Origin of the sequence: Comamonas sp. 17RB, from assembly GCF_030056555.1 — a bacterium.
GTDB classification, from domain to species: domain Bacteria; phylum Pseudomonadota; class Gammaproteobacteria; order Burkholderiales; family Burkholderiaceae_C; genus Comamonas; species Comamonas terrigena.
The window spans coordinates 117554-142865 of sequence record NZ_JASHHY010000001.1 but is presented as its reverse complement, the minus strand read 5'-3'; the positions used below and the strand labels follow the sequence as shown (position 1 = coordinate 142865).

The window sequence follows — 25312 nt, the reverse complement described above, 5'->3', positions numbered from 1 at the left end:
CTGCCGTGCCTGCGGCATGGAGCAGGCGCTAAAGCAGGCGCTGAAAACCCCGTCCTTTCGCAGTGCCCGGGACTTGGCCGACAATCCGGGGCTTCCCCAAAAACACGCAGGATAGAGCGAATGAGTGCAGTCCCCCCGACCGAACAGACCCCGACCGACTGGGCCGCATGGAGCCGTGAAGCGGTGAAGATGATGGTGGCGCGCAATGCCGAATGGCCGCGCAAGCTGGGCCTGGTGGGGGCACCCGAGTACCGCTGGGACCTGGACGCTGCCACCCTGGTGCTGCAGGGACCGCTGCACGAGGTGGTGGCCACGGTGTGCCTGGTGGGGACCACCAGTGAGGCCGAAGGCAGCTTTCTGTGGAGCTGGGGCAACGAGGCGATTCCCAAGCAGCACGGCGAAGCGCTGGAAGTGGTGCACGACTTTGGCCGGGCCAATGGCCTGGCACTGCTGACCACGCCCCGCATCACCGGCGGCCGCCCTGAAGCCACCGAATGCCTGTGCATTGCGGCCCGCCTGCAGCGCGCGATGGGCACTTTCATCGACCAGCAGGGCGATGTGACGCTGTACTTCACCATCCTGCATGCCCAGCTGGCGCCGATGGACGACGCGCCACTGCCGAACTGACCCTGCAGGCTCGGCCTGCACCGGGACAGAAAAAAGCGCCCCTGGAGGGCGCTTTTTTTTTCGGGCAAGGCCCGGGCGGGAGCCGAGTCTGCCTTCATGGATCACCGGATCGATCAATGGATAAATGGACCAATGGATCGGGTGACCCCGTGATCACCTCCTGGCAAGATCACTTGTGCAGGTCAAAGCGGTCCAGGTCCATCACCTTGGCCCAGGCAGCGACGAAGTCTCGGTAGAACTTCTGCTCGTTGCCCTTTTCGGCATAGACCTCGGCCAGCGCACGCAGGATGGAGTTGCTGCCGAACACCAGGTCCACACGGCTGCCGGTCCACTTGGGGGCGCCGCTCTTGCGGTCCACGCCTTCGTAATGGCCGTCCGGCGTGGCTTTCCACTGCGTGCCCATGTCCAGCAGGTTGACGAAGAAGTCGTTCGTCAGCTTGCCGGGGGTCTGGGTCAGCACGCCGGTGCTGCTGCCGTCGGTGTTGATGTTGATGCTGCGCAGGCCGCCGATCAGCACGGTCAGCTCAGGGGCCGTCAAGGTCAGCAACTGGGCCTTGTCGATCAGCAGCGCTTCCGCCGGCGCGGCAAACTGGCCGTGCAGGTGGTTGCGGAAGCCGTCGGCCTTGGGTTCCAGGTACTTGATCGAATCGGCATCGGTCTGCTCGGCCGTGGCATCGCCGCGGCCGGGGTGGAAGGGCACGGTGACCTTCACGCCGGCATCGGCAGCGGCCTGTTCGACACCGGCGTTACCGGCCAGCACGATCAGGTCGGCCAGCGAGATGCGCTTGTCGCCGTCTGCGGCCTTGTTGAACTCGCGCTGGATTTCTTCCAGCTTGCCGAGCACCCTGGCCAGCTGCGCAGGGTTGTTGGCGGCCCAGTCCTTTTGCGGGGCCAGGCGGATGCGGGCACCGTTGGCACCGCCGCGCTTGTCCGAGCCGCGGAAGGTGGAGGCCGACGCCCAGGCCGTGCCCACCAGTTCCGATACCGTCAGGCCCGAGGCCAGCAGCTTGGACTTCAGGGCGGCGATGTCGGCGTCGTTCACCAGCGGGTGCTTGACGGCGGGGATCACGTCCTGCCAGATCAGCTCTTCCTTCGGCACTTCGGGGCCCAGGTAGCGGGCACGCGGGCCCATGTCGCGGTGGGTCAGCTTGAACCAGGCGCGGGCAAAGGCTTCGGCGAATGCCTGCGGGTTCTCCAGGAAGCGGCGCGAGATCTTTTCGTAGGCGGGATCCTGGCGCAGCGACAGGTCGGTGGTCAGCATGGTGGGCTTCTTGTTGGGACCGCCGTGCGCGTCGGGGATGACATCGCCTGCATCCTTGGCGACCCACTGGATGGCGCCGGCCGGGCTCTTTTCCTGGACCCATTCGAACTTGAACAGGTTTTCGAAGAAGAAGTTGCTCCACTGCGCAGGGGTCTGGGTCCAGGTCACTTCCAGGCCGGAAGTGATGGCGTCACCGCCCGTGCCTGACTTATAGCTGCTGTGCCAGCCCAGGCCTTGTGCTTCCAGTTCTGCGGCTTCGGGCTCTGCGCCCACATGGCTTGCCGGGCCGGCGCCGTGGGTCTTGCCGAAGGTGTGGCCGCCGGCGATCAGAGCCACGGTTTCTTCATCGTCCATCGCCATGCGGGCGAAGGTGTCGCGGATGTCGCGGGCTGCGGAGATGGGGTCGCCATTGCCGTCCGGACCTTCGGGGTTTACATAGATCAGGCCCATCTGCACGGCGGCCAGCGGGTTTTCCAGATCGCGGTCACCGCTGTAGCGGCTGTTGGGCTTGTCGCTGGTGGCCAGCCATTCCTTCTCGGCGCCCCAATAAACGTCCTGGTCGGGTTCCCAGCTGTCGACACGGCCACCGGCAAAACCGAAGGTGCGAAAGCCCATGGTTTCCAGGGCGACGTTGCCGGTCAGGATCATCAGGTCGGCCCAGGACAGCTTGTTGCCGTACTTTTGCTTGATGGGCCACAGCAGGCGCCGGGACTTGTCGATGTTGACGTTGTCGGGCCAGCTGTTCAGCGGGGCAAAGCGCTGCTGGCCCCGGCCTGCACCACCGCGGCCGTCCTGCACGCGGTAGGTACCGGCGGCATGCCATGCCATGCGGATGAACTGCGGGCCGTAGTGGCCGAAGTCGGCCGGCCACCAGTCCTGCGAATCGGTCATCAGCGTGCGCAGATCGCGTTTGACGGCTTCATAGTCCAGCTTCTTGAATTCGTCGGCGTAGTGGAAGTCCTCGCCCATGGGATTGCTCTTGGCGGAGTGCTGGTTCAGCAGGTCCACACGCAGCTGGTTGGGCCACCAATCTTTGTTGCTGGCACCACCACCTTCCGCAACGGTGCCGCTGTTGGCGGCATGGAAGGGGCACTTGGATTCTGTGGTCATGGGGTTCTCCGTTTCAACGTGACTGGGACGGCAGATACCTAAAGGCATTAGCAATCGATTTTGTTAATTCAATAGTTGTTTACTATTGAATGAGTCTATTATCCGTGCCGTTGATGGCAGGAACAAGGCGGTTGCGATTGAAAAAATGCAAACCCACCATAGCGGCTTGTGTTCTGCCGGGCTTGATGCTGCACAAGGTGGCGGCGGATGGGAAGGGGGTAAGCCACCGGCCAGGTCGGAATAGGGGCGCCAGCCGGCCTGGAGGCGGGTGAGCGGGGACGCAGGGCCGGACCACGCCGGGCGCGGCGTGGGGCGCATGGGGTGACGGGGATCATCCCGACATGCAATGCCACCGGCTGCGTGGTACTATGGATTTAATAGCTTCTTGCGCTTCTGTGGTGCGATGAAGCTGCCAATTTCACTTGAAGCCCCATGACCGCCTTGCCTTATCTCTACCTTGCCTCGCAAAGCCCGCGCCGCAGCCAGTTGCTGGAGCAGATGGGGGTGCGCCATGTCCTGCTGCTGCCCAATGTGCAGGGCGATGTGGCCGAGGATGCCGAGGCCATCGAGGCCGTGCTGCCCGGTGAAACCCCGCGTGACTATGTGGTGCGTGTCACCGGTCTGAAGCTGGACGCCGCCGTGGCGCGCCATGCACGCCGGCAGCTGGCGCAGGCGCCGATTCTGTGTTCCGACACCACGGTGGCGCTGGGCACGCAGATTCTGGGCAAGCCGGATGATGCGGCCGACGCGGCCCGGATGCTGCGCCAGCTGGCCGGTCAGACGCACGAGGTGCTGACTGCTGTGGCGCTGCAGGACGGTGGGCAGCGGCGGGCCGCGCTTTCCATCTCCCAGGTCACGTTCGCGGCCATGACCGAGGCGCAGATCGCTGCCTATGTGGCCAGTGGCGAGCCCATGGGCAAGGCCGGCAGCTACGGCATCCAGGGCCTGGCTGCTGCGCATGTAGCGCACATGGCAGGCAGCTATTCGGGCATCATGGGTCTGCCGGTGTACGAGACCGCAGAGCTGCTGCGGCAGGCGGGCTGGCCGCTCTGAACGGCACGATGGCGCATTGTTTGGATTGGCTGCAGCGTCTGGCACACGGGCGGTGCGGCGGATCCGGTTCTGATTTCCTGGAAGTTACCTCCCCATGCAACAAGACATTCTGATCAACTGGTCGCCCCAGGAAACCCGGGTCGCCATCATCGAAGGTGGCGCGGTGCAGGAGCTGCACATCGAGCGCCCGCTGGAACGCGGCCTGGTGGGCAATGTCTATCTGGGCAAGGTGTCGCGCGTGCTGCCGGGTATGCAGTCTGCCTTCATCGATATTGGCCTGGAGCGGGCCGCCTTCCTGCATGTGGCCGATGTGTGGCACCGCCAGGAAAACGGCGATGCGCCCATGTTCGCGCGCAAGAACGAGCCGCCGGTGCCGATCGAGAAGCAGGTGTTCGAAGGCCAGTCCATCATGGTGCAGGTCATCAAGGACCCCATCGGCACCAAGGGCGCACGCCTGTCCACCCAGATCAGCATTGCCGGGCGGCTGCTGGTGTTCCTGCCGCAGGACGATCATATTGGCGTGTCGCAGAAAATTCCTTCGGAAGAGCGCGATGCGCTGCGCGGCCGCCTGCAGGCCCTGGTGGGAACCAAGGAAAAAGGCGGCGGCGGGGGCTTCATCCTGCGTACCAATGGGGAAGACGCCAGCGATGGCGAGCTGGGCGAGGACATTGCCTACCTGCGCAAGACCTGGGCGCGCATCAAGGATGCGTCCGTGCGTCTGCCGCCCATGTCGGTGCTGCACCAGGATCTGAACCTGCTGCAGCGGGTGCTGCGCGATCTGGTGGGGGAGCAGACGCAGAGCATCCGCATTGATTCGCAGGAGCAGTTTGCGGCGTTGATGGGCTTTGGCAAGGAGTACATGCCCAGCTCCGTGCCCAAGCTGCAGCTGTACAAGGGAGAGCGGCCGATCTTCGATCTGTACTCCGTGGACGAGGAGATCGCCAAGGCACTGGGCCGGCGCGTGGACCTCAAATCCGGGGGCTATCTGATCGTGGACCAGACCGAGGCGCTGACCACGATCGACGTGAACACCGGCGGCTTTGTCGGTGCGCGCAATTTCGACGACACGATCTTCAAGACCAATCTGGAAGCGGCACAGGCCATTGCCCGCCAGCTGCGCCTGCGCAATCTGGGCGGCATCATCATCGTGGACTTCATCGACATGGTGCGCGAGGAGCACCAGCAGGAGGTGCTGGCCGAGTTCCGCAAGCAGCTGGGGCGCGACCGGGTCAAGACCATGGCCGGGGGCTTCTCACAGCTGGGCCTGGTGGAGATGACGCGCAAGCGCACCCGCGAATCGCTGGCGCACATGCTGTGCGAGCCCTGCCCGCAGTGCATGGGCAAGGGCAGCGTCAAGACCGTGCGCAGCGTGTGCTATGACGTGCTGCGTGAAATCCTGCGCGAAGCGCGCCAGTTCAATCCCAAGGAGTTCCGCATCGTGGCCAATGCCAAGGTGGTGGACATGTTCCTGGACGAGGAAAGCCAGCATCTGGCGGGGCTGTCGGATTTCATCGGCAAGCCCATTTCGCTGCAGTCCGAAAACGGCATGGGCCAGGAGCAGTACGACATCGTGCTGCTGTGAGCATTTGGCGCTCCGATAGAAGGGGCGAGAACACCCCTCTCGCGTGAAATCGGCGGCAGCCGGATTTTCTCCCAGGGATGGAGGGACCCGGGCTGGATTCCGGGACAGGCACCGGGAGGAACCGGTGCCTGCGCGCAGCGCATGCCCGGCTCGGTCGCGGCTGCGGGCTCAGGCCGTGGCCGCAGCCGCGCTCAGAAGCTGTGCACCAGCCCCGCAGTGAGCCCTGCGTCGCTGCTTCCTTGTTCTGCCTGCCCAGGAATCCTCCGCTCCAGCGGGTGTGGCCCGGCTCTCCATAGAGTTTGCTGCGGCGCGAGCGCTTGTAAACGGATCCCTCCCGTGTATGAAAGCGGGATAGCGCGGCGGCCCAGGGGATCAGGGCTTTTTGGCCGGCTCCATGCCGGTGCTGCGAACGATTGGGGCCGCTGCCGGTGCCGCAAGAAAGCTGATCAGGTGGCGTGCGGTGTCGGGGCTTTGGGCTCCGACGGCCACGCCCGCGGAGAAGAACACCCGCTGCTGGACTTCATCGGGCAAGGGACCGACGAAGTCCAGTTCCTTGAATGGCAGCAGTTCGCTGACCTGCTGGAAGCCGATTTCGGCGTCGCCGCGCAGCACGACCGCACCGACGCGCTCGCTGAGGATGCGGGTGGCCTTACCCTTGATCTGCTCGGCCACACCCAGGCGCGGAAACAGTTCGTTGGCCAGATAGGTGCCGCTGGCGCTGGCCGAGTAGGCGATGGATTGGGCTTTCAGCAGGGTCTGTGTGAGCGCATCCACCGAGCTGATGTCCGGCTTGGGAGTGCCTTTGCGCACGCTCATGCCGATCATGGAGCGTGCCAGGTCCACGCGGCTGCCGGTTTCCACCTTGCCTTGCGCGGCCAGCTGGTCCAGGGCTGCATCCGCGAGGATGATCACGTCGAATTGCTCGCCGCGTGCCAGACGGCTGGGAATGGAGTCGGGTGCGTTGCCCATGGAAGCGCCGCGCGAGGTGATGACCTTGTGCCCGGTGGCTTGCTCGTACAGCGGCACCAGTTGGTCATAGGCGGCCGAGAAGCCGCCAGAGGTCACGACACGGATCTCATCGGCATGCGCCGCACCGGGCGCAGCGGTGCCCAGGGCGAGGCCTGCGCAGAGGGCGGCGCCCAGCAGCGCACCCAGGGTGCGGCGGCGCAGGTGAGAAGGGCGGTGGTGGCTGGCGATGGCGGTCATGGTGTGTCTCCTGAATTTTTTGTGAATGTCGGGTTCGGGATGGCGGCCGTAGTGGCCGCCTGGCGCGGGAATCAGTCGGCCGTGATCTTTCGCTCGCGGATGATGCGTCCCCACTTGGCATGCTCGGCGGCAATGAACTGCCCCAGCTCTTCGCGGCTGCCGGGCGCGGCGGTCTGGCCGTGCTTGAGCAGGTTGTCGCGTACCTCGGGGGTGTTCAGCACCTTGACGAGTTCGGCGTTCCAGCGGTCCAGCAGGGTCTTGGGGGTCTTGGCAGATGCCACGAAGGCATACCAGTTGGTGGCGTTGAAGCCCGGAAAGCTCTCGGCCACGGTGGGGACGTTGGGCAGGTAAGCCGGACGCGTGAGCCCCGTGGTGGCCAGCGGGATGAGCTTGCCGGACTCGATATGCGGCAGGGCGGTGGGCGGCGCTGCGTAGAAGGAGGTGACGCGGCTGCCCAGCACGTCCTGCAGGGCGGGCGCGCCGCCCTTGTAGGGGACATGCAGGGTGTCGATCTTGGCGACATCGTTGAGCAGTTCACCGGCCAGGTGCGAGGCGGAGCCCGGTCCGGTGGAGGCGAAGTCGAGCTTGCCGGGTTCACGCCTGGCTTTGGCCACGAATTCGCCCAGTGTCTTGATGCCTGTGCTGGCAGGCACAACCAGGACGTTGGGGAAGTTCACGCCCATGGTGATGGGGGCCAGGTCCTTGAGCGGGTCGTAGCCGACTTTCATGAAGTGCGGGGCGATGCTCAACGGACCAATCGAGCCAAACAGCAGCACCGAGCCGTCGGACGGGCCATGGGCGACCTGTGCATGCGCCAGGTTGCCACCCGCGCCGGGTTTGTTTTCCACCACCACGCTCTGGCCGATGTTTTCGCCCAGCTTCTTGGCGATGACGCGCGCTGCGATGTCGGCGGAACCTCCGGCGGCGAACCCGACCACCATGGTCACGGGCTTCTTGGGCGGGAAGGCCTGGGCGTGCGCGGTCCCCACGGCCAGGGAAAAAAGGGCTGCCAGGGCGCTGCCCGCGATCAGTCTGTGTTGCTGCATTGTTTTGTCTCCATTGCATGCCGGCCGGTGCCAGCGTTTTCAAGGGCGCCATCGTATGCAGCGGGTGTTATTCTGTGAATTGCAACTTTTAGAATGACTATTGCGTGCAAAGCATCAAATTCGAGATGGGCGAATTGCTCGCCTTCGTGACCACGGCGGAGAAGGCCAGTTTCCGCCTGGCTGCCGAGGCGCTGTACCTTTCGCCCCCCGCCTTGAGCCGGCGCGTGGAGAGGCTGGAGTCGATGCTGGGTGCACGGTTGCTGGAACGCACCACCCGCCATGTGGCGTTGACGGAGGTGGGTCAGGAATTCCTGCAGGAGGCGCGCCGGGCATTGGCCGTGCTGGATGAGGCCGTGCAGCGCCTGGACGACCAGGTGAAGCTGCGCCGTGGCCGTGTGGCGGTGGCGTGCATTCCTTCGGCCGCCACCAGTCTGCTGCCCCCCGTGCTGCAGGCCTTTGCGCAGGAGCAGCCCGATGTGCAGGTGCGCGTGGTGGATGAAAGCGCGCAGCAGGTGGTGGAGGCGGTGTTGCGCGGGGAAGTGGACTTCGGCCTGAGCTTTACGGGCAGCCAGGAGCCTGCCTTGCGCTTCGAGGCCCTGACGCGCGAGCGCTATGTGCTGGCCATGCCGCGCGACCACGCCTGGGCCGATCGCAGTCAGTTGGAGTGGGCGGAGTTGGCCGGAAAACGGCTGGTCTCCGTATCCCACAACAGCGGCAACCGGCTGTTGCTGGACCAGGTGATGGCCGGGCTGCCCGAACAGCCTGTGGCCTGGCACGAATGCAACCACGTCACCGGCGCCCTGGCCCTGGTGGAGGCCGGCCTGGGCTTGGCGGTGGTGCCGCAGCTGGCGCTGCGCCAGGACCATCTGCGCATCTGCGGTGTGCCACTGACCGCGCCCGACGTGTGGCGTACTCTGGGTCTGCTGCAGCGGCGGGACCGGGTGCTGAGCCATGCGGCGCACGCACTGAGGCAGCGCCTGATTCAAGCGCTGTGAACGGTCGTCCTGCCCGGCAACTGGTGGCGGCGGCCGCAGCAACGGCGTGCCGCCTTCGCAGTCGGGCTGCCTCAGCTGCTTTGCCGCACCACCAGCTCGTAGCCCAGATCCATGCTGGGTGGGTCCACGGCCTCGCCCCGTATGAGCTTCAACAGCATGCGTGCGCCTTCGGTGCCGATATGGCTGCGCGGCGTACGTATGGTGGTCAGCGGCGGCACCATCTGGTCGCTGCCCGGCAGGTCATTGAAGCCGGTGATGGCGACGCGCTGCGGCACCTGCAGCCCCCGGCGCAGGGCTTCCAGCAAGGCGCCCTGGGCAATGTCATCGTTGCAGAAGAACAGGGCATCGGGGGCGGGCTCCAGCTGCAGCGCGGCATTCAGCAGTTCGGCGCCCAGCGCCATCGACGTGGGGCGGGGCCAGAGCAATTCCAGAGCAGGGTCGTACAGGCCGGCTTCCTGCAATGCCCGGCGGTAGCCGGTGGCGCGCTGCATCACACGGGCATCGAGTTGGCCGGCGCAGAAGGCGATGCGCCTGTGGCCGCGTTCCAGCAGGTGCCGGGTGATGGTGGCACCTGCGTCGGCCTGTGAAAACCCGACGCTGGGCGTGCCGCTGCCGTCGCCCAGCTCCATCAGGTGCACGCAAGGCACCTTGCTGGCGGCCACCAGCGCACGTGCGGCGGGGCTGCGGTCAAAGCCGGTGAGCAGCAGGCCCGCAGGGCGCATGGGCAGGTAGGTGCGCAACAGCTGCTCTTCCTCGGCCCGGTCGTAGTGGGTCACGCCGATCAGCGCGTGGTAGCCCGCCGCGAACAGCTCCTTGTGCACTGCCTCGATCAGGTCCACGAACAAGGTGTTGGACAGCATGGGCACCAGCACCAGCACCTGCGCACTTTTTTGCGAGGCCAGTGCGCGGGCTGCCGGGTCCGGCACATAGCCCATCTGCGCGGCGGTGGCGCGTATTTTCTCAACCAGTGCGGGATCCACGCGGCGTTCGCCGCGCAGCGCGCGCGAGACCGTCATGGGACTGACGCCGACGGCTTCTGCGACGTCGCTGAGTGTGACGCGTCCGCTGGCGCGGGAAGACCGTGCGCGGTGGCGCGCAGGCTCGGTAGAAGTGGGCGGTGGGGCAGGCGGTGAAGCGGGAGGAGGGTGTCGGGCCAAGGGATTGTCCTAGGTCGGAGGCTGTGCGGGCGAAGGTTATGATAGCGCTAACCAATTCATCCCGAGGCCATGGTTGCTGCGTGTAAACCCGCAGATGGTCTGAGAGAAACACCGAAATCCAAGGCAGGCCCTGGCCTGCTTTTTTTGCAAGATCATGGATAGCGCTATCCGAACAACCCATCCCGAACGCAATCCCCAGGCGCTGGTCGTCATGGGGGTCTCCGGCTGCGGCAAGTCCAGCGTGGGCCAGTCGCTGGCGCATGCCCTGGGCTGGACCCTGCACGAAGGCGATGCCTACCACGCCGAGGAAAGCATCCGCAAGATGCAGGCCGGCACGCCCTTGACCGACGAAGACCGCAGCGGCTGGCTGGATACGCTGACGCGCCTGCTGGACTCGGCCATTGCAACGCCCGGTCCCGGTGTGGTGCTGACCTGCTCGGCGCTCAAGCGCAAATACCGTGACCGCCTGCGCGATGCCGGCCCGAGCGGCACGGTGGGTTTCGTCTTCCTGGACCTGGGCTACGACACCGCGCTGCAGCGTGTGCAGGACCGCTCGGGGCATTTTTTCTCGCCTGAACTCGTGGCCAACCAGTTTGCGACCCTGGAGCGCCCCGAAGGCGAGGGCGCCGTGCTCTGCGTGGATGCCACGCTGCCGCTGACTGAGATCGTGCAACGCACCCAAACGTGGCTGGACCGGCCCCGTGCACTGACCACCTAACAACATAAACACAACATCAGGAGACCCCACATGCAAACCGATTCCCCCGCAGCCGGCCCCAAGCCGCGCCTTCAGCGGCTGGCCGAGGCACTGATGGTGCTGGCGCTGGCAGGCATGGTCATTGCCGTCTTCGTCAATGTGGTGCTGCGCTATGTGTTTCACACCAGCATCGTGTCGTACGAGGAGATCTCGCGCCTGCTCTTTGTCTGGCTGGTGGCCATCGGTGCCATCGTCGCGGCCTTTGAAGGCAGCCACCTGGGTTTCGATCTGGTGACCTCGCGCGTGGGACCCGCTGCACGCAAGCTGCTGTTCTGGCTGTCGCAGTTGCTGGTGCTGGCATGCATGGGCTTGCTGCTGTCGGGCTCCTGGGACCAGGTCCAGGCCGGGCTGAACAGTTTCAGCACGGTGCTGGGCTACCCGCTGGCGCTGGGCGCGGCGGCCACCCTGGTGCTGGCCGTAGGCCTGATCCTGGTGACCTTGCGCGACCTGCGCCGTGGCGCACCGGCTGACAACCATGCCGAGACTTCGGTCGAGTAAGGAGTACACACCATGGTTGTGACCCTGATCTTTCTGGCGGTGCTGATCGGCGGCATGGTGATCGGCATGCCGATCGCACAGGCGCTGGTACTCACGGGCGTGGCGCTGATGTGGCACCTGGATTTCTTCGATTCGCAGTTGCTTGCGCAGAATCTGCAGGCCGGTTTCGACAACTTTCCGCTGCTGGCCGTGCCTTTCTTCATCCTGGCAGGCGAGTTGATGAATGCGGGCGGTCTGTCGCGCCGCATCATCGACCTGGCGCGCGCCTATGTGGGCCATATCCGTGGAGGCCTGGGCTATGTGGCCATCGGCGCGGCCGTGTTGCTGGCATCGATGAGCGGCTCGGCCATCGCCGACACTGCCGCGCTGGCCACCATCCTGCTGCCCATGATGCGGGACCAGAAGTACCCCGACAGCTACAGCGCCGGGTTGCTGGCATCGGGCGGCATCATCGCGCCCATCATCCCGCCGTCCATGCCCTTCGTGATCTATGGCGTGACCACCAACACCTCGATCAGCAAGCTGTTCCTGTCCGGCGTGGTGCCGGGCCTGATCATGGGCCTGTTCCTGATCTTTGCCTGGTGGTCCATTGCCCGCAAATATGATCTGCCGCGGGGCCAGCGCATGGCCTGGGGGCCGCGCCTGAAGGCCTTGGTCCAGAGCTTCTGGGCCATGATGATGCCGGTCATCATCCTGGGCGGTCTCAAGGGCGGGGTGTTCACCCCCACCGAAGCTGCCGTGGTTGCCGCGGTCTATGCGCTGTTCGTGTCCATGGTGATCTACCGCGAAATGACCTGGAGCCGGCTGTATGCCGTGTTCCTGGCCGCGGCCAAGACCACGGCCGTGGTGATGTTCCTGTGTGGCGCGGCCACGGTGACGGCTTACATGATCACGCTGGCGGACCTGCCCAATATGCTGGCAGACAGTTTCGCGGGCCTGCTGGGCAATCCCATGCTGTTCATGGCCACGATGATGCTGTTCCTGCTGGTGGTGGGCACGGCCATGGATCTGACCCCAACCATCCTGATCTTCGGCCCCGTCTGTGCGCCGCTGGCGGTCAAGGCCGGGATCGATCCCATCTACTTCGGCTTCATGTTCATCTACGTGGGCTGTATCGGCCTGATCACCCCGCCCGTGGGCACGGTGCAGAACGTGGTTGCGGGTGTGGGCCGGCTGCGCATGGAGACCGTGATCAAAGGCACCAACCCGTTCCTGATGGTCTACGTGCTGCTGGCCGTGCTTTTTGTGCTCTTCCCCCAAATCATCCTGGCCCCGTTGCGCTGGATGCATTGACGACGTCTTTCCCGTTTCACCAACGACCTATAACCCAAGGAGATGAACATGCGTATTCCCTTTGCACTGGCCAGCCTGATGGCCGTTGTCACCACGCTGGCCGCTACCGGCCAGGCCCTGGCCCAGGACTTCAAGCCGCGCATCGTGCGCTTCGGCTATGGCCTGGTGGATGACTCCAACCAGGGGCGCGCCGTGCGCTTCTTCGCCAAGGAAGTGGAGAAGGCCACGGGTGGCAAGATGAAGGTGCGGGCGATCGGCAATGCCTCGCTGGGTTCGGACACGCAGATGCAGCAGGCGCTGATCGGCGGTGCGCAGGAGATGATGGTCGGCTCCACGGCCACGTTGGTCGGTCTGTCGCCGGAGATGGCGGTGTGGGACACGCCTTTCCTGTTCAGCAACGCCAAGGAGGCCGACGTGGTGCTCGACGGTCCCGTGGGCGAGAAGGTCAAGGCCACGCTGGAGCCCAAGGGCATGGTGGGTCTGGTGTACTGGGAGAACGGTTTCCGCAATCTCACCAACAACAAGCGCCCGATTGCCAAGCTGGAAGACCTGGCCGACGTCAAGCTGCGTGTGATGCAGAACAATGTGTTCCTCGACAGCTTCAAGGCGCTGGGTGCCAATGCCGTGCCGCTGCCGTTCTCCGAGCTGTTCACGGCGCTGGAAACCAAAGCCGTCGATGGCCAGGAAAATCCGTTCAACACCGTGCTGTCCAGCAAGTTCTATGAAGTGCAGAAGTACCTGACGGTCTCCAACCACGTCTACAGCCCCTGGATCGTCACCGTCAGCAAGAAGTGGTGGGACACCCTGAGCGCCGCCGAAAAGAAGGTGCTGCAGGACGCTGCCATCAAGAGCCGTGAGTTCGAGCGCAAGGACACTCGCGAGGAGGCGGCCAAGGCCCTGGCGGACATCAAGGCCAAGGGCATGCAGGTCAACGAACTGCCTGCGACTGAAGCCGGCCGCATGCGCGACAAGCTCACGGCGGTGAACACGGGCATCGCCAAGACCGTGGGCCAAGGCACCTGGGACGAGGTGCAGGCCGCCGTCAAGCAGGCACGCGCCGCCAAGTAAGGCGCACCGGGTGGTTCAGGGCACGGCAGGGGGCCGTGTTCTGGACGCCCATGAACCAGAGAAGAGGCGCCACGAGCGCATCGCAGGAACCACGCATGAGCACTATCCACCCCATTGTCGACCAGGTCACGCGCCGCATCCGTGCGCGCAGCGCCGCGTCGCGTGCCGCCTACCTTGAACAGGTGGACGCCATGGCCGCCAGGCCGCCTGGCGCCCAATCCATGGGCTGTGCCAATGTGGCCCATGCCTTTGCCGGCATTCCCGGCCGCGACCGCATTCGCATCGTGGAGGAAAAGGCGCCCAACGTTGCCATCGTCACGGCCTACAACGACGTGCTGTCGGCCCATGCGCCGCTGGCACATTATCCGGAGGTCCTCAAGGACGAGGCCCGCAGACTGGGTGCCACGGCCCAGGTGGCGGGCGGCGTGCCGGCCATGTGCGATGGCGTGACCCAGGGGGCGCCGGGCATGGAGCTGAGTCTGTTCAGCCGGGACGCGATTGCCATGGGCGCGGCCATCGCGCTGTCCCATGATGTGTTCGATGCGGCGCTGATGCTGGGCGTCTGCGACAAGATTGTTCCGGGGCTGTTGATCGGGGCCCTGCATTTCGGCCACCTGCCGACGGTTTTCGTGCCGGCGGGTCCCATGACCTCGGGCCTGTCCAATGGCGACAAGGCCAAGGTGCGGGAGCAGGCTGCCCAGGGCCTAGTGGGCCGCAAAGAGCTGCTGGCCGCCGAATCGGCCGCCTACCACGGCGAGGGGACCTGCACCTTCTACGGCACAGCCAACAGCAACCAGATGCTGCTGGAAGCCATGGGGCTGCATGTGCCGGGCACGGCTTTCATCAACCCGGGCGATGACCAGCGCGAACTGCTCACCCGCGAAGCCATGCGCACGGTGCTGGGCATCACCAAGAACCGGCGTTTTGCCCCCATCGGCCATGTGGTGGATGAGCGCTGCATCGTCAATGCCATGGTGGCCCTGCTGGCCACGGGCGGCTCGACCAACCACCTGATCCACTGGGTGGCGGTGGCGCGTGCGGCGGGCATCACCATCGACTGGGACGATTTTTCCGACCTGTCGGCGGTCGTGCCGCTGCTGGCGCGCGTCTATCCCAATGGCAGCGCCGATGTGAACCAGTTCCAGGCCGCAGGCGGGCCGGGCTATGTGATCGGCCAGCTGCTCCAGGCCGGGCTGATGCATGGCGATGTGCTGACCGTGCGCGGGCCGGGCCTGAAGGCGTTTGCCTGCATTCCCACCGTGCAGGCCGGGCAGCTGGCATGGCACGAGGCCGCCGTGTCCGGCGACCTGTCCGTGCTGCGTCCCGCCAGTGCACCTTTCAGTGCCACCGGCGGCCTGAAGCTGCTGTCCGGCAACCTGGGACGTAGCGTGATCAAGGTCAGCGCCGTGCCGGAGGACCGCCATGTGATCGAGGCGCCGGCGCGCGTGTTCGATTCGCAGGACGATTTGCAGCAGGCCTTCAAGGCCGGCGAGCTGGACCGCGATGTGGTCTGCGTCGTGCGCTGGCAGGGGCCGCGTGCCAACGGCATGCCCGAGCTGCACAAGCTCACGCCCCCGCTGGCCGTGCTCCAGGGCAAGGGCTACCAGGTGGCCCTGGTGACCGACGGCCGCATGAGCGGCGCATCGGGCAAGGTGCCTGCTGCCATCCATGTCTCACCCGAAGCCTGTGTGGGAGGTCCGCTGGCACGCCTGCGTGACGGGGATCTGGTGCGCCTGGATGCCGTGGCCGGCACGCTGGCCGTGCTGGTGAGCGAAGAACAATGGCAGCAGCGCACCGCTGCCACCCTGCCGCCGGCATTGCGGCAGGCCAATGGCCGGGGATTCGGCCGTGAACTGTTTGCCGGATTCCGGCGCCATGCGCTCAGCGCAGAAGAGGGAGCCTGCACATGGATCAACAACGACTGACTGCCTTGGAGCTGATGCAGGATGGCCCGGTCATTCCGGTCATCGTGCTGAACGACCCGGCCCATGCCGTGCCCATGGCCCAGGCTTTGGTCGCGGGCGGGGTGCGTGTGCTGGAAGTCACGTTGCGCACGCCCCAGGGCCTGTCCTGCATCGAGGCGATTGCGCGTGCGGTGCCGGAGGCCATTGTGGGCGCCGGCACGGTACGCAGCGCGGGCGATGCCCAGGCCTGTGCGAATGCAGGTGCGCGTTTCGCGGTCAGTCCGGGCTATACCAGTGCGCTGGGCCGGGCCTGCCAGGAGCTCCGGCTGCCGCTGTTGCCCGGAGTGGCCACCAGCGGTGAAATCATGGCCGCACAGGCCGATGGTTTCAACGAACTGAAATTCTTTCCCGCCGTGCAGGCCGGTGGCGCGGCCATGCTCAAAGCCTGGCAGGGGCCGTTTGGCGATGTGCGTTTTTGCCCCACGGGCGGTATTTCGCCGGGCAATGCTCGGGAGTTTCTTGCGCTGAAGAATGTGGTCTGCGTCGGTGGCTCCTGGCTGGTGCCGGTGGACGCGCTGGAACAGGGCGACTGGAGTCGCATCACCGCGCTGGCCTGCGAGGCGGTGGCTCTGCGCGCTGCCTGAACGGCCCGCGCTGCCCGAGCTGCCCGAGCTGCCTGTGGCCGCGCCATGGCAGCGCCCGCCTGCACAGAGACGGCAGCAGCCGGTCGCCATAAAGATCGCCAAGGCGTGGGATTGCGCTTACAGTGTGCTGCCCGGTTGGGCAACAGCTGTCTGGTGATCGATGTATGCACACTTTCCCCGCCTTCAAAAGCGATCTGCTGCAAGTGGCCCTGGAGCAGTCGTTCAACGCCGTCATGATCACCAACGCCGAACGCGGCGGCGGCGGACCGGTGATCGTGTACTGCAACGCGGCGCTGTGCGCGATGACGGGGTATTCCGAGGCCGAGCTGCTGGGCCAGTCCCCGCGCATGCTGCAGGGACCGGCGACCGACCGGGCGGTGCTGGACAGGCTGCGCCATTGCCTGGAGCAGGGCGTGTTCTTCGAAGGGGCCGCCATCAACTACCGCAAGAACGGCGAGGCCTACCATCTGGAGTGGAACATCTCGCCGGTACGCGACGGGGCCGGAGAGATCCGTTATTTTGTCTCGGTACAGCGCGATGTCTCGGAGCGGGTGCAGGCCGACCAAGAGCGCAATCTGCTGGCGCAGGCCTTGAATGCATCGAACGATGCCATCCTGATCACCGATGACACATGGACCATCGTGTACGTGAACCAGGCCTGCGAGGCCTTGACGGGCTATAGCCGCAGCGAGCTGCTGGGGCAAAGCCCCATGCTGCTGCGCTCGGGCATGCACGAGCCGGGGTTCTATGAAGCGCTGCAAGCCTGTCTGCTCCGGGGCGAGGGGTTTCGCGGCACCTTCATCAACCGCCACAAAAACGGCAGCCTGTACTACGCCGAGCAGAGCATTGCCGCCTTGCACAACAGCGCAGGCGAGATCAGCCACTATGTGGGGGTTTCCAAAGACATCACGCCGCAGGTGCAGCGCGAGACGGTTTTGCGCGAGCAGGCCTCCCGCGACAAGCTGACGGGACTGCTGAACCGGCATGCCGGCGAGTACGAACTGGAGCATTGCCAGATGCATGCGCTGGCGTCCGGTCAGGGCTTTGGCCTGATTCTGGGCGACCTGGACCATTTCAAGCGCATCAATGACAGCTGGGGCCATCGCACCGGCGACCTGGTGCTGAAAAGTGTGGCCGCGGTGCTGCTGCAGTCGGTGCGCAGTACGGACTATGTGGTGCGCTGGGGCGGGGAGGAGTTTCTGGTGATCCTGCCGGATGTGACGCTGGAGGTGGCGCAGGAGCTGGCCGAGCGCATCCGCAGCTCCGTCCAGGGGTACTCGGTGCCGAATGCGGGCCATTGCAGCATTTCCCTGGGAGTCGGGGTCTGGCAGCTGGGGGAGGCGGAGGAGTCCCTGCTGCAGCGTATCGATGCGGCGCTGTATGCCTCCAAGGAGCGCGGCCGCAATCGGGTCACACTGGCCGCGCAGTGCGGGGGGCTGAAGCCTGTGTCGCCTCCGGCGCAGCCCGAAGCGACGTGCACACGTTGAGTGCAGGCCGCTGGCTTGCAACGGACAGGGGATACGCAGCCGTACCGCCCCGTGCTGCAGGCATGAAAAAAGGAGCTTGAAGCTCCTTTTTCTGGGGAAGGCCTGGCGGGCAGGCTACCTGTATGTATCAGCTTTGCGGCGCCATGGCTGCGACGGCGTTACTGTCCTGCGTTTCCACGCGGCGGGCACCGTTGAAGCGGGTTGCCCAGTATTTGCTTTCCATGCTTTCGACGCGCACCGATGCACCGGTGCGGGGCGCGTGGATGAATTTACCTTCGCCCACGTAAATGCCCACATGGCTGAAAGCGCGGCGCATGGTGTTGAAGAACACCAGATCGCCTGGCTTCAGGTCTTGTTTCTTGATGGTGGCGGTGGCGGCAGCCTGTTCGTCGGAGCGACGGGGCAGGGTCAGACCGGCGGTCTTCTGGTAGATGGCACGAACAAAGCCGCTGCAATCGAAGCCGGTGTCTTCCGAGGTGCCGCCACGGCGGTAGGGCACACCGATCAGGCCCATGGCGGTGGTCAGCAGCTGGCTGGTCTTGTCCGCGACCTGGTGGCCGGCGTTCTGGATCTGCGACACAAAGCCGCGCTGCGACATAAAACGGCCCAGTTCATCGGAACTGGCACTGTCTGAGGCAGGGGCGGCGTGTGCGCCGACACCGGCACAGGCGAGCAGGAGGACAGGCAACCACTTGGACATGGGGGCAGAGGGTAACACGAATGTTGCATGCCAACAGGCATAAAAGTCATGATTCGGAGCTTGCACATCTGTTTTTGATATGAAACAAGCTGGAATCGACACGAAATTCAGTGGAGACAAGCAATCTGCATGCCCGCAAAATCCGCAGGGGAATACGGCGCAGGGGAAGCCTGCAGCAGCGCTGCGCGGCGAACTGCGACAATCGGGGCCATCGCTGAAGCGCTAGAGCGCTTCATACGCATACCTATATAGAGAGTGAAAGAAGGAAGAACCATGCTGCTTGATGCCGACGACTGCCAACTGGTGCTGGTGGACTACCAGGAGAAGCTGATGCCCGTGATCCACGAGCACGCCCTGGTCACTGCCAACGCCGTGCGCCTGGCCCAGCTGGCACGGCTGATGGAAGTGCCGGTGTTCGGCACCGAACAAAACCCCAGCCGCCTGGGCGGTAATGTGCCTGCCGTGCGGGAGCTGTGCGACCGTACGCTGCAGAAGATGAGTTTCAGTGCCGTGCCCGATGGCCTGCTCGACTGGCTGCGCCCGCCCGTCAAGCCCCAGCAAGGCCGCAATGCGCGCAGCCTGCCCAAGCACCTGCAAAAGCCGGTCCAGACCCAGCCGGAAATGGAGCGCAGCACCATTGTCATCGCCGGCTGCGAAGCCCATGTCTGTCTGATGCAGACCGCATTGGAGCTGCTGGAAGAAGAGATGGATGTGTGGGTGGTGACCGATGCCTGCAGCTCGCGCACCGAGCGCAACCGTGATGCCGCCTTTGACCGCCTGGCCGGTGCCGGCGCCGAACTGGTGACCACGGAGATGGTGGCGTTCGAGTGGCTGCGCAGCTGCGAGCACCCGGCGTTCAAGGACATGCTGGCGCTGGTCAAGTAAGACCCATCGCAGGGCAGGCACCAAGAACCGGCGGTGCCGCCGCTGCCTGCACACCAGACCGCCCCGAGGGGCGGTTTTTTTGCGCCCGTTGGGATGGGCGCATCGCAAGCCGCCGAGGCTGCACGGTCTTGGGGCGCGAACCGCCCACGTTGCATCATCTCCCGTACCCGGCTGAAGTACCAGGGGAAGCGGGGGGCGGACAGGGGGCCGCGCTGGATTCGCTGCGGTGGTGGCTTTCTGCACCTATCGGTGGGCGTGTCAGTTGGCTGCAAGAGGGGGTTCTCATAATTATGAATGCAGAACTACAGGTCGCCTGGTGCAGGCGGCATCCGAAGCAGGAGACAACAACCATGACCACGTTTGCAGATTTCCACGCCCGCTCGATTTCCGACTCCGAGCGCAATGCCTTCTGGGCCGAACAGGCCAAGCTGGTGGACTGGAAAATTGCCCCCACCGAAGTGGTGGACTACAGCAACCCGCCGTTTGCACGCTGGTTTCCCGATGGCGTGACCAATCTGTGCCACAACGCGCTGGACCGCCATCTGCCGGCGCTCCAGGACCAGCCCGCGCTGATTGCCATTTCCACCGAAACCGATACCGAGCGCACCTACACCTATGGCGAGCTGCATGCCGAGGTACAGCGCATGGCGGCGGTGCTGCAGTCGTTCGGCGTGCAAAAGGGCGACCGCGTACAGATCTACATGCCCATGGTGGCCGAGGCCGTGTTTGCCATGCTGGCCAGCGTGCGCCTGGGGGCCATCCACTCGGTGGTGTTCGGCGGCTTTGCCTCGGGTTCGCTGGCCTCGCGCATTGACGACGCCCAGCCCAAGGTCATTGTCAGCACCGATGCCGGATCGCGCGGCGGCCGTGTGGTGGCCTACAAGCCGCTGCTGGACGAGGCGCTGCAGCTGAGCGGCCACAAGCCCGACGCCGTGCTGATGGTCAACCGCGGCCTGGCCCCCATGCAGATGCAGGCCGGCCGCGACCACGACTGGGCCGCGCTGCGCGCCTTGCACCTGGATGCCCAGATCCCCTGCACCTGGGTGCAGTCCACCGACCCCAGCTACATCCTGTACACCAGCGGCACCACCGGCAAGCCCAAGGGGGTGCAGCGTGACACCGGCGGCTACACGGTGGCCCTGGCGTCCAGCATGGACCACATCTTCCATGGCAAGCCGGGCGATACCTATTTCTGCACCAGCGACATCGGCTGGGTGGTGGGGCACAGCTACATCATTTACGCCCCGCTGATTGCCGGCATGGCCACGGTGCTGTACGAAGGCCTGCCGGTGCGCCCGGATGCCGGTATCTGGTGGAGCATTGTCGAGAAGTACAAGGTCACGCACATGTTCTCGGCGCCCACGGCGATCCGGGTGCTCAAGAAGCAGGATCCTTCCTTTTTGACCAAGTACGACCTGTCCAGCCTGCAGGCGCTGTGGCTGGCCGGCGAGCCGCTGGACGAGCCCACGGCACAGTGGATCAGCAGCGCCATCGGCGTGCCCATTGTGGACAACTACTGGCAGACCGAGACCGGCTGGCCCATCATGACGCTGTGCAACGGCGTGGAAAAGCAGGCCAGCCGCTTTGGCAGTCCCGGCAAGGCGGTGTACGGCTACAACGTCAAGCTGATCGACGAGGCCACGGGCCAGGAGCTGACCGGTGCCAACGAAAAGGGCGTGCTGGCCATCGAAGGTCCGCTGCCGCCGGGCTGCCTGCAGACCGTGTGGGGCGACGACGAGCGCTTTGTGAACACCTACTGGAAGAGCATTCCCGGCCGCATGGTCTACAGCACCTTCGACTGGGGGATCCGCGACGCCGACGGCTATTACTTCATCCTGGGGCGCACCGATGACGTGATCAATGTGGCCGGGCACCGCCTGGGCACCCGCGAGATCGAGGAGAGCATCTCCGGCCATCCAGCGATCGCCGAAGTGGCGGTGGTGGGGGTGGCCGACAAGCTCAAGGGCCAGGCCGCCATGGCCTTTGCCGTGGTGCGTGACCCGCGCAGCGTGGAGACCGCCGAGCAGCGCAGCAAGCTGGAAGCCGAGGTGATGAAGCAGGTCGACGGCCAGCTGGGGGCCGTGGCCCGCCCGTCGCGCGTGCTGTTTGTCACCACCTTGCCCAAGACGCGCAGCGGCAAGCTGCTGCGCCGCGCGCTGCAGGCCGTGGCCGAGCACCGCGACCCGGGCGATCTGACGACCATGGAAGACCCGGGCGCACTGCAGCAGGTCAAGGAATTGGTCCTGCAGGGCTGAAGTCCGCTTGCACTCTGGCGTTGCCTGCAACGCCTTGGCAGCCCCGGGCACTGCGTCCGGGGCTTTTTTGTTAGGGCGCATCGCGCTTTACCTGCTGGCGGTGTGCATGGGCTCTGCCGGCAGGCGTGCAAAGGACACGGCCTGGGAGAGGTGGGGGCCGCTGGCGGCCATGGCGCCAGCGGGGCGCGTGGTGCACGGAGGAAGCGCGTCGGCCATTCGCTCTGCCGGACGCAGGCGCACGATGCACTTCTCGATGGCTGTTGCAGCGCAGCCCTATTTGCCCTTGCTAGGGGCCTGTCTGACCTTGGCGCGGGGGGCGCAAGGAGACCGGATCGGTGCTTCAGGCGGGCAGCGTGTCGGCCGCCATGGCGCTGGCCTGCCACAGTGCATGCCACTGCGGCAGCTGCGCCGCCGGCATGGGACGGGCAAAGAAGTAGCCCTGGCCGACCGCGCAGCCAATCGTCTGCAGCAGCTGGCTTTGCTCCCGCGTTTCCACACCTTCGGCAATCACCTCGTAGCCGAACGAGGCAGCCAGACCGGCCACGCCCTGGATGATGGTGCGGTTGCTCTGGTCGTCCAGCATGTCGCGCACAAAGCTCTGGTCGATCTTGAGGGTGTCCAGCGGCAGCTGGCGCAGATAGGTCAGCGAGCAGTAGCCGGTGCCGAAGTCGTCCAGCGAGACCGTGATGCCCACGGCGCGCAGCTGCTCCAGCTCCTTGGCCACGTGGGTGATGTCCTGCAAGGCCGCGCTTTCGGTGATTTCCAGGTCCAGCAGGCGGGCCGGAACTTCGGGGTGCAGGGTCAGCTCGGTGATCAGCCAGTGCGCGAACCCGGGCTGCTGCAGATGGCCTGCCGAGATGTTGACGCTGACCGGCACTTCCAGCCCCTGGGCGCGCAACTGGGCAATGGTCTGGATGGCCTCGCGCACCGCCCATTCGCCGAAGGGGATTTCCAGCGGAGAGCCTTCCACCAGCGGAAGGAAGGCATCGGGCGCCAGCACGCCGCGTGTGGGGTGGTTCCAGCGTGCCAGCCCTTCCACGCCCACCAGGCGGTTGCGCACCATGTCCACCTTGGGTTGCAGATAGAGGGTGAATTCGCCGCGTTCCAGCCCTTCGCGCACGCGCAGGGTGTCGGCCTGCTGGGCGCGCATCTGGCGTTCGGTGACGGAGTCGAAGGCGCGTACGCAGTTGCGCCCCGATTGCTTGGCCTGGTACATGGCCTGGTCGGCATGGCGCAGCAGCGTGTCTTCGTCGGCATCGTCCTCGGGGTAGAGGGTGTAGCCCATGCTGGCCGTGATGCGGGCCGTGTCCGCGCCCAGGATGTAGGGGGCGGCCAGGCGCTGCATGATGCGGTCCAGCAGGGCTTCGCAGTGCGGCCGGCTTTCCAGCCCGTTGAGCAGGATGACGAATTCATCGCCACCCAGGCGGGCCACGCAGTCCTGAGAGCGCAGCGCGCTTTTGAGGCGTTTGGCCACCTGCACCAGCAACTGGTCGCCGACATCGTGGCCCAGCCGGTCGTTGATGGGCTTGAAGCCGTCCAGGTCGATATAGACCACGCCCAGCTGACCGGCGTCATGGCGGGCGATGCGGGTGCTGTCCTTCAGGCGCGCTGTCAGGTGCAGGCGGTTGGCCAGACCGGTCAGGGCGTCGAAATGGGCCATCTGCTCCAGCACATGGGTCTGTTCGCGCTGGTGGGTCACGTCCTGGGTCACACCCAGCATGCGCACGGGGCGGCCATGGCCGTCCACATCGACGATCTTGCCCACGCTGCGCAGCCAGCGGCCGGGTTCGGTCTCGGAGGTGCGCCAGGTGGCGTCAAACGGCGCATCTCCCGGTTCGTCAATGTGGCGCAGCAGCTCGGCATTGATGCTGGGAATGTCGCTGGTGGCCAGCAGCTCGGTCCAGTGCCGGTCCATGCGTTCGCCCAGGGCGGTGGGCGTGTGGTCGGATTCGATGCCGTTCAGACGCCGCCACTGGGTGTCGCCCGAGATCATGCCGGTGGCCAGGTTCCAGTCCCAGCGGCCCAGCGCGGCGGCGGACAGCGTCAGCGCAATCAGGGCCTCGCTCTCGCGCAGGCGCTCTTCCTCGGCCTTGCGGTCGGTGATGTCCAGCACCGACACCAGCCAGTAGTCGCCGTCGAAGAAATGGGTCCGGCGCAGCGAATACAGCACCGTCAGCGGGCGGCCGTCACGGGCCGTCAGGCGCGCTTCCTGGTGGACGGCGTTCTGGGTGTCGCCATGGGGCATTTCCTTCCAGCGCCCGGGAGCCAGCAGGCCCAGCGATTCGGCGTTCTTGCCCATGCATTCGTAGCGCGTGTAGCCGAACAGGTCTTCCCAGGCGGTGTTGACAGTCTTGAAGCTGCCGTCATGGCACTGGGCCAGGGCCATGGGGGTGGAGACCAGCTCGAAGATGCGCTCGAAGCGCACTTCGGACTGGCGCAGGCTTTCCTGGATGCGCTTGGCGCCGTCGATGTCCTGCATCACGCCCCGCAGGCCGGTGACCTGGCCCTGGGCGTCCAGGATCACCTCGCCGCGCGAACGCATCCAGGCCATGCGGCCGTCGGCGCGGATGATTTCGATCTCGGCACTCCAGTCGCTCTTGGTGCGCAGGCAGTGCTTGATCTTGTCGCGCATCAGCCCGCGCCAGGCGGGCGCCACAAAGGTGTTGATGTACTCCCGCGGCAGCGGCGCGTTGCGGGGCAGCCCATGGATGTCGTAGCAGACCTCGGACCAGTAGACCAGGCCCGAGCCCTTGGTGTCTTCCCATACACCCAACTGGGCGAGGTGGCCCGCCTGCTGCAGCAGGCCGTTGACGGCGTGCAGCTCTTCGTGGGTGCGCTTTTCCTCGCTGGTGTCGCGGAAGACAAACATCATGCAGTCTTCGCCGGCGATGGGCAGGATGCGGGCCGAGATCAGGCCGGTCACGGTGCGTCCCAGCGGCACGCTTTGCACGCAGATGGGCATGCGGTCCACGCTGCCGTGGCGGTTCAGGTGCTCCAGCAGGCGCGGGCGTTCCTGGGCGGTGGCGTAGATTTCCAGCTCGTAGTTGGTGCGGCCAATCACCTGTTCCCAGGGCAGACCCATCATCTGGCAGAACGCGGGGTTCACGTCCAGAAAACGGCCGTCCATCACCCGGGTGATGCCGGCTGGGTCAGGCAGCATGCGGTAGGCTGCCGACAGGGCGTCCATGCGGGTGGCATGTGCATCGCCATGTTGGGCGTGGGCTGCGGCGGCGGGCAGCAGACGCTGGGCGGCCAGCACCATCAGTGTCAGCGAGGTCAGCCAGGACAGGTGCAACCAGTCCAGTGCGGGCAGGCGCAGCACCTGGCCCAGGCTGGAAGGCAGGCCCAGCAGATGCCAGAGCCAGGGGATGAGCAGGGCGGCCACCATGGCCAGCGACCAGAGCGCGCGGGCAGTCCACAGCGCAGAGGCTCCGCGCGCGGCGGCAGCGGGGACGGGTTGTGGATTGCGGTCGGAAGCGCTCATGGATGGGCCTTCCGCGTGGTTCGCGCGCAGGTGTGCATCGCGCCTTCTTCCCTCTGCTGCATCATTCGCCTTGTCGTTCTGTGTGGTGTGCCGCCTGGGGCGTCACGCGGGCGACTGTAGGTGTGGACGCGCGATCATGCATTGATCTGGGTGGGGTTTCCCTCGGGGCTTGCCCCAGGTAACCAAATGTAGTGCGCTGCAGGCAGCTGCTTGGTGCCTGGGCTGTGGTGCGCAGCCTACAATCCGGGCTTTACCGCCCCGGCAGCCTGCCGACAGGGCGGGACACATTGCACCGAAATA

19 protein-coding genes are annotated in these 25312 nt (G+C 65.6%); 13 read left to right on the top strand and 6 right to left on the bottom strand.

Annotated features, from left to right (window positions below; genetic code table 11):
• Positions 1-120 precede the first annotated feature (120 nt).
• The gene (locus QM470_RS00605) at positions 121-627 is read left to right on the top strand and encodes a DUF6882 domain-containing protein (protein ID WP_283337753.1); all 507 of its coding nucleotides are present in this window, start codon (positions 121-123) and stop codon (positions 625-627) included.
• A gap of 169 nt (positions 628-796) precedes the next feature.
• Here QM470_RS00605 and katG read toward each other — a convergent pair whose 3' ends face one another.
• Complete coding sequence (gene katG, locus QM470_RS00600) at positions 797-2998, bottom strand: catalase/peroxidase HPI (protein WP_283337752.1); 2202 nt, start codon at positions 2996-2998, stop codon at positions 797-799.
• A 432-nt stretch (positions 2999-3430) separates the two neighbouring features.
• Between katG and QM470_RS00595 the strand changes: the two genes are divergently transcribed.
• Both QM470_RS00595 and rng read left to right on the top strand, forming a co-directional pair.
• Positions 3431-4051 (top strand): Maf family protein, encoded by a 621-nt coding sequence (locus QM470_RS00595; protein ID WP_283337751.1) that lies wholly within the window; start codon positions 3431-3433, stop codon positions 4049-4051.
• Between the two features lie 94 nt (positions 4052-4145).
• Positions 4146-5633, top strand: coding sequence for a ribonuclease G (gene rng / locus QM470_RS00590; RefSeq protein ID WP_066532119.1), 1488 nt, complete (start codon positions 4146-4148; stop codon positions 5631-5633).
• A 372-nt stretch (positions 5634-6005) separates the two neighbouring features.
• Here rng and QM470_RS00585 read toward each other — a convergent pair whose 3' ends face one another.
• Both QM470_RS00585 and QM470_RS00580 read right to left on the bottom strand, forming a co-directional pair.
• Positions 6006-6839, bottom strand: a complete 834-nt coding sequence (locus QM470_RS00585) for a substrate-binding domain-containing protein (protein WP_283337750.1) — start codon at positions 6837-6839, stop codon at positions 6006-6008.
• Between the two features lie 71 nt (positions 6840-6910).
• Positions 6911-7885 carry a Bug family tripartite tricarboxylate transporter substrate binding protein gene (locus QM470_RS00580; protein ID WP_283337749.1) on the bottom strand — a complete coding sequence of 325 codons (975 nt, stop codon included), beginning with the start codon at positions 7883-7885 and terminating at the stop codon, positions 6911-6913.
• 104 nt (positions 7886-7989) lie between these two features.
• Here QM470_RS00580 and QM470_RS00575 point away from each other — a divergent pair, with 104 nt between their 5' ends.
• Positions 7990-8880, top strand: coding sequence for a LysR family transcriptional regulator (locus QM470_RS00575; protein WP_283337748.1), 891 nt, complete (start codon positions 7990-7992; stop codon positions 8878-8880).
• Positions 8881-8951: 71 nt separating this feature from the next.
• On the opposite strand, the gene gntR is transcribed toward QM470_RS00575, so the two are convergent.
• Positions 8952-10037, bottom strand: coding sequence for an HTH-type transcriptional regulator GntR (gene gntR, locus QM470_RS00570; RefSeq protein WP_283337747.1), 1086 nt, complete (start codon positions 10035-10037; stop codon positions 8952-8954).
• Positions 10038-10191: 154 nt separating this feature from the next.
• On the opposite strand from gntR, the gene QM470_RS00565 reads away from it, so the two are divergent.
• From QM470_RS00565 to QM470_RS00535, 7 genes are all read left to right on the top strand, one after another.
• Positions 10192-10755, top strand: coding sequence for a gluconokinase (locus tag QM470_RS00565; RefSeq protein WP_283337746.1), 564 nt, complete (start codon positions 10192-10194; stop codon positions 10753-10755).
• A 30-nt stretch (positions 10756-10785) separates the two neighbouring features.
• Entirely contained in the window at positions 10786-11292 is a 507-nt protein-coding gene (locus QM470_RS00560; RefSeq protein ID WP_283337745.1) for a TRAP transporter small permease, read from the top strand.
• Positions 11293-11304: 12 nt separating this feature from the next.
• On the top strand, positions 11305-12585 hold the full coding sequence (locus QM470_RS00555) for a TRAP transporter large permease (protein ID WP_283337744.1): 1281 nt from the start codon (positions 11305-11307) through the stop codon (positions 12583-12585).
• Between the two features lie 48 nt (positions 12586-12633).
• The gene (locus QM470_RS00550) at positions 12634-13653 is read left to right on the top strand and encodes a TRAP transporter substrate-binding protein (RefSeq protein ID WP_283337743.1); all 1020 of its coding nucleotides are present in this window, start codon (positions 12634-12636) and stop codon (positions 13651-13653) included.
• A gap of 95 nt (positions 13654-13748) precedes the next feature.
• Complete coding sequence (gene edd / locus QM470_RS00545; protein WP_283337742.1) at positions 13749-15578, top strand: phosphogluconate dehydratase; 1830 nt, start codon at positions 13749-13751, stop codon at positions 15576-15578.
• Complete coding sequence (locus QM470_RS00540) at positions 15560-16201, top strand: bifunctional 4-hydroxy-2-oxoglutarate aldolase/2-dehydro-3-deoxy-phosphogluconate aldolase (protein WP_283337741.1); 642 nt, start codon at positions 15560-15562, stop codon at positions 16199-16201. The genes edd and QM470_RS00540 overlap by 19 nt, the downstream gene beginning before the upstream one ends.
• A 164-nt stretch (positions 16202-16365) precedes the next feature.
• Positions 16366-17688 carry a sensor domain-containing diguanylate cyclase gene (locus tag QM470_RS00535; protein ID WP_283337740.1) on the top strand — a complete coding sequence of 441 codons (1323 nt, stop codon included), beginning with the start codon at positions 16366-16368 and terminating at the stop codon, positions 17686-17688.
• Positions 17689-17815: 127 nt separating this feature from the next.
• Here QM470_RS00535 and QM470_RS00530 read toward each other — a convergent pair whose 3' ends face one another.
• The gene (locus QM470_RS00530) at positions 17816-18388 is read right to left on the bottom strand and encodes a C40 family peptidase (RefSeq protein ID WP_283337739.1); all 573 of its coding nucleotides are present in this window, start codon (positions 18386-18388) and stop codon (positions 17816-17818) included.
• 273 nt (positions 18389-18661) lie between these two features.
• Here QM470_RS00530 and QM470_RS00525 point away from each other — a divergent pair, with 273 nt between their 5' ends.
• Positions 18662-19273 (top strand): isochorismatase family protein, encoded by a 612-nt coding sequence (locus tag QM470_RS00525; protein WP_066532077.1) that lies wholly within the window; start codon positions 18662-18664, stop codon positions 19271-19273.
• Between the two features lie 290 nt (positions 19274-19563).
• Entirely contained in the window at positions 19564-21528 is a 1965-nt protein-coding gene (locus tag QM470_RS00520) for a propionate--CoA ligase (protein ID WP_283337738.1), read from the top strand.
• A gap of 340 nt (positions 21529-21868) precedes the next feature.
• On the opposite strand, the gene QM470_RS00515 is transcribed toward QM470_RS00520, so the two are convergent.
• Complete coding sequence (locus tag QM470_RS00515; protein ID WP_283337737.1) at positions 21869-25012, bottom strand: bifunctional diguanylate cyclase/phosphodiesterase; 3144 nt, start codon at positions 25010-25012, stop codon at positions 21869-21871.
• Between the last annotated feature and the right edge of the window lie 300 nt (positions 25013-25312).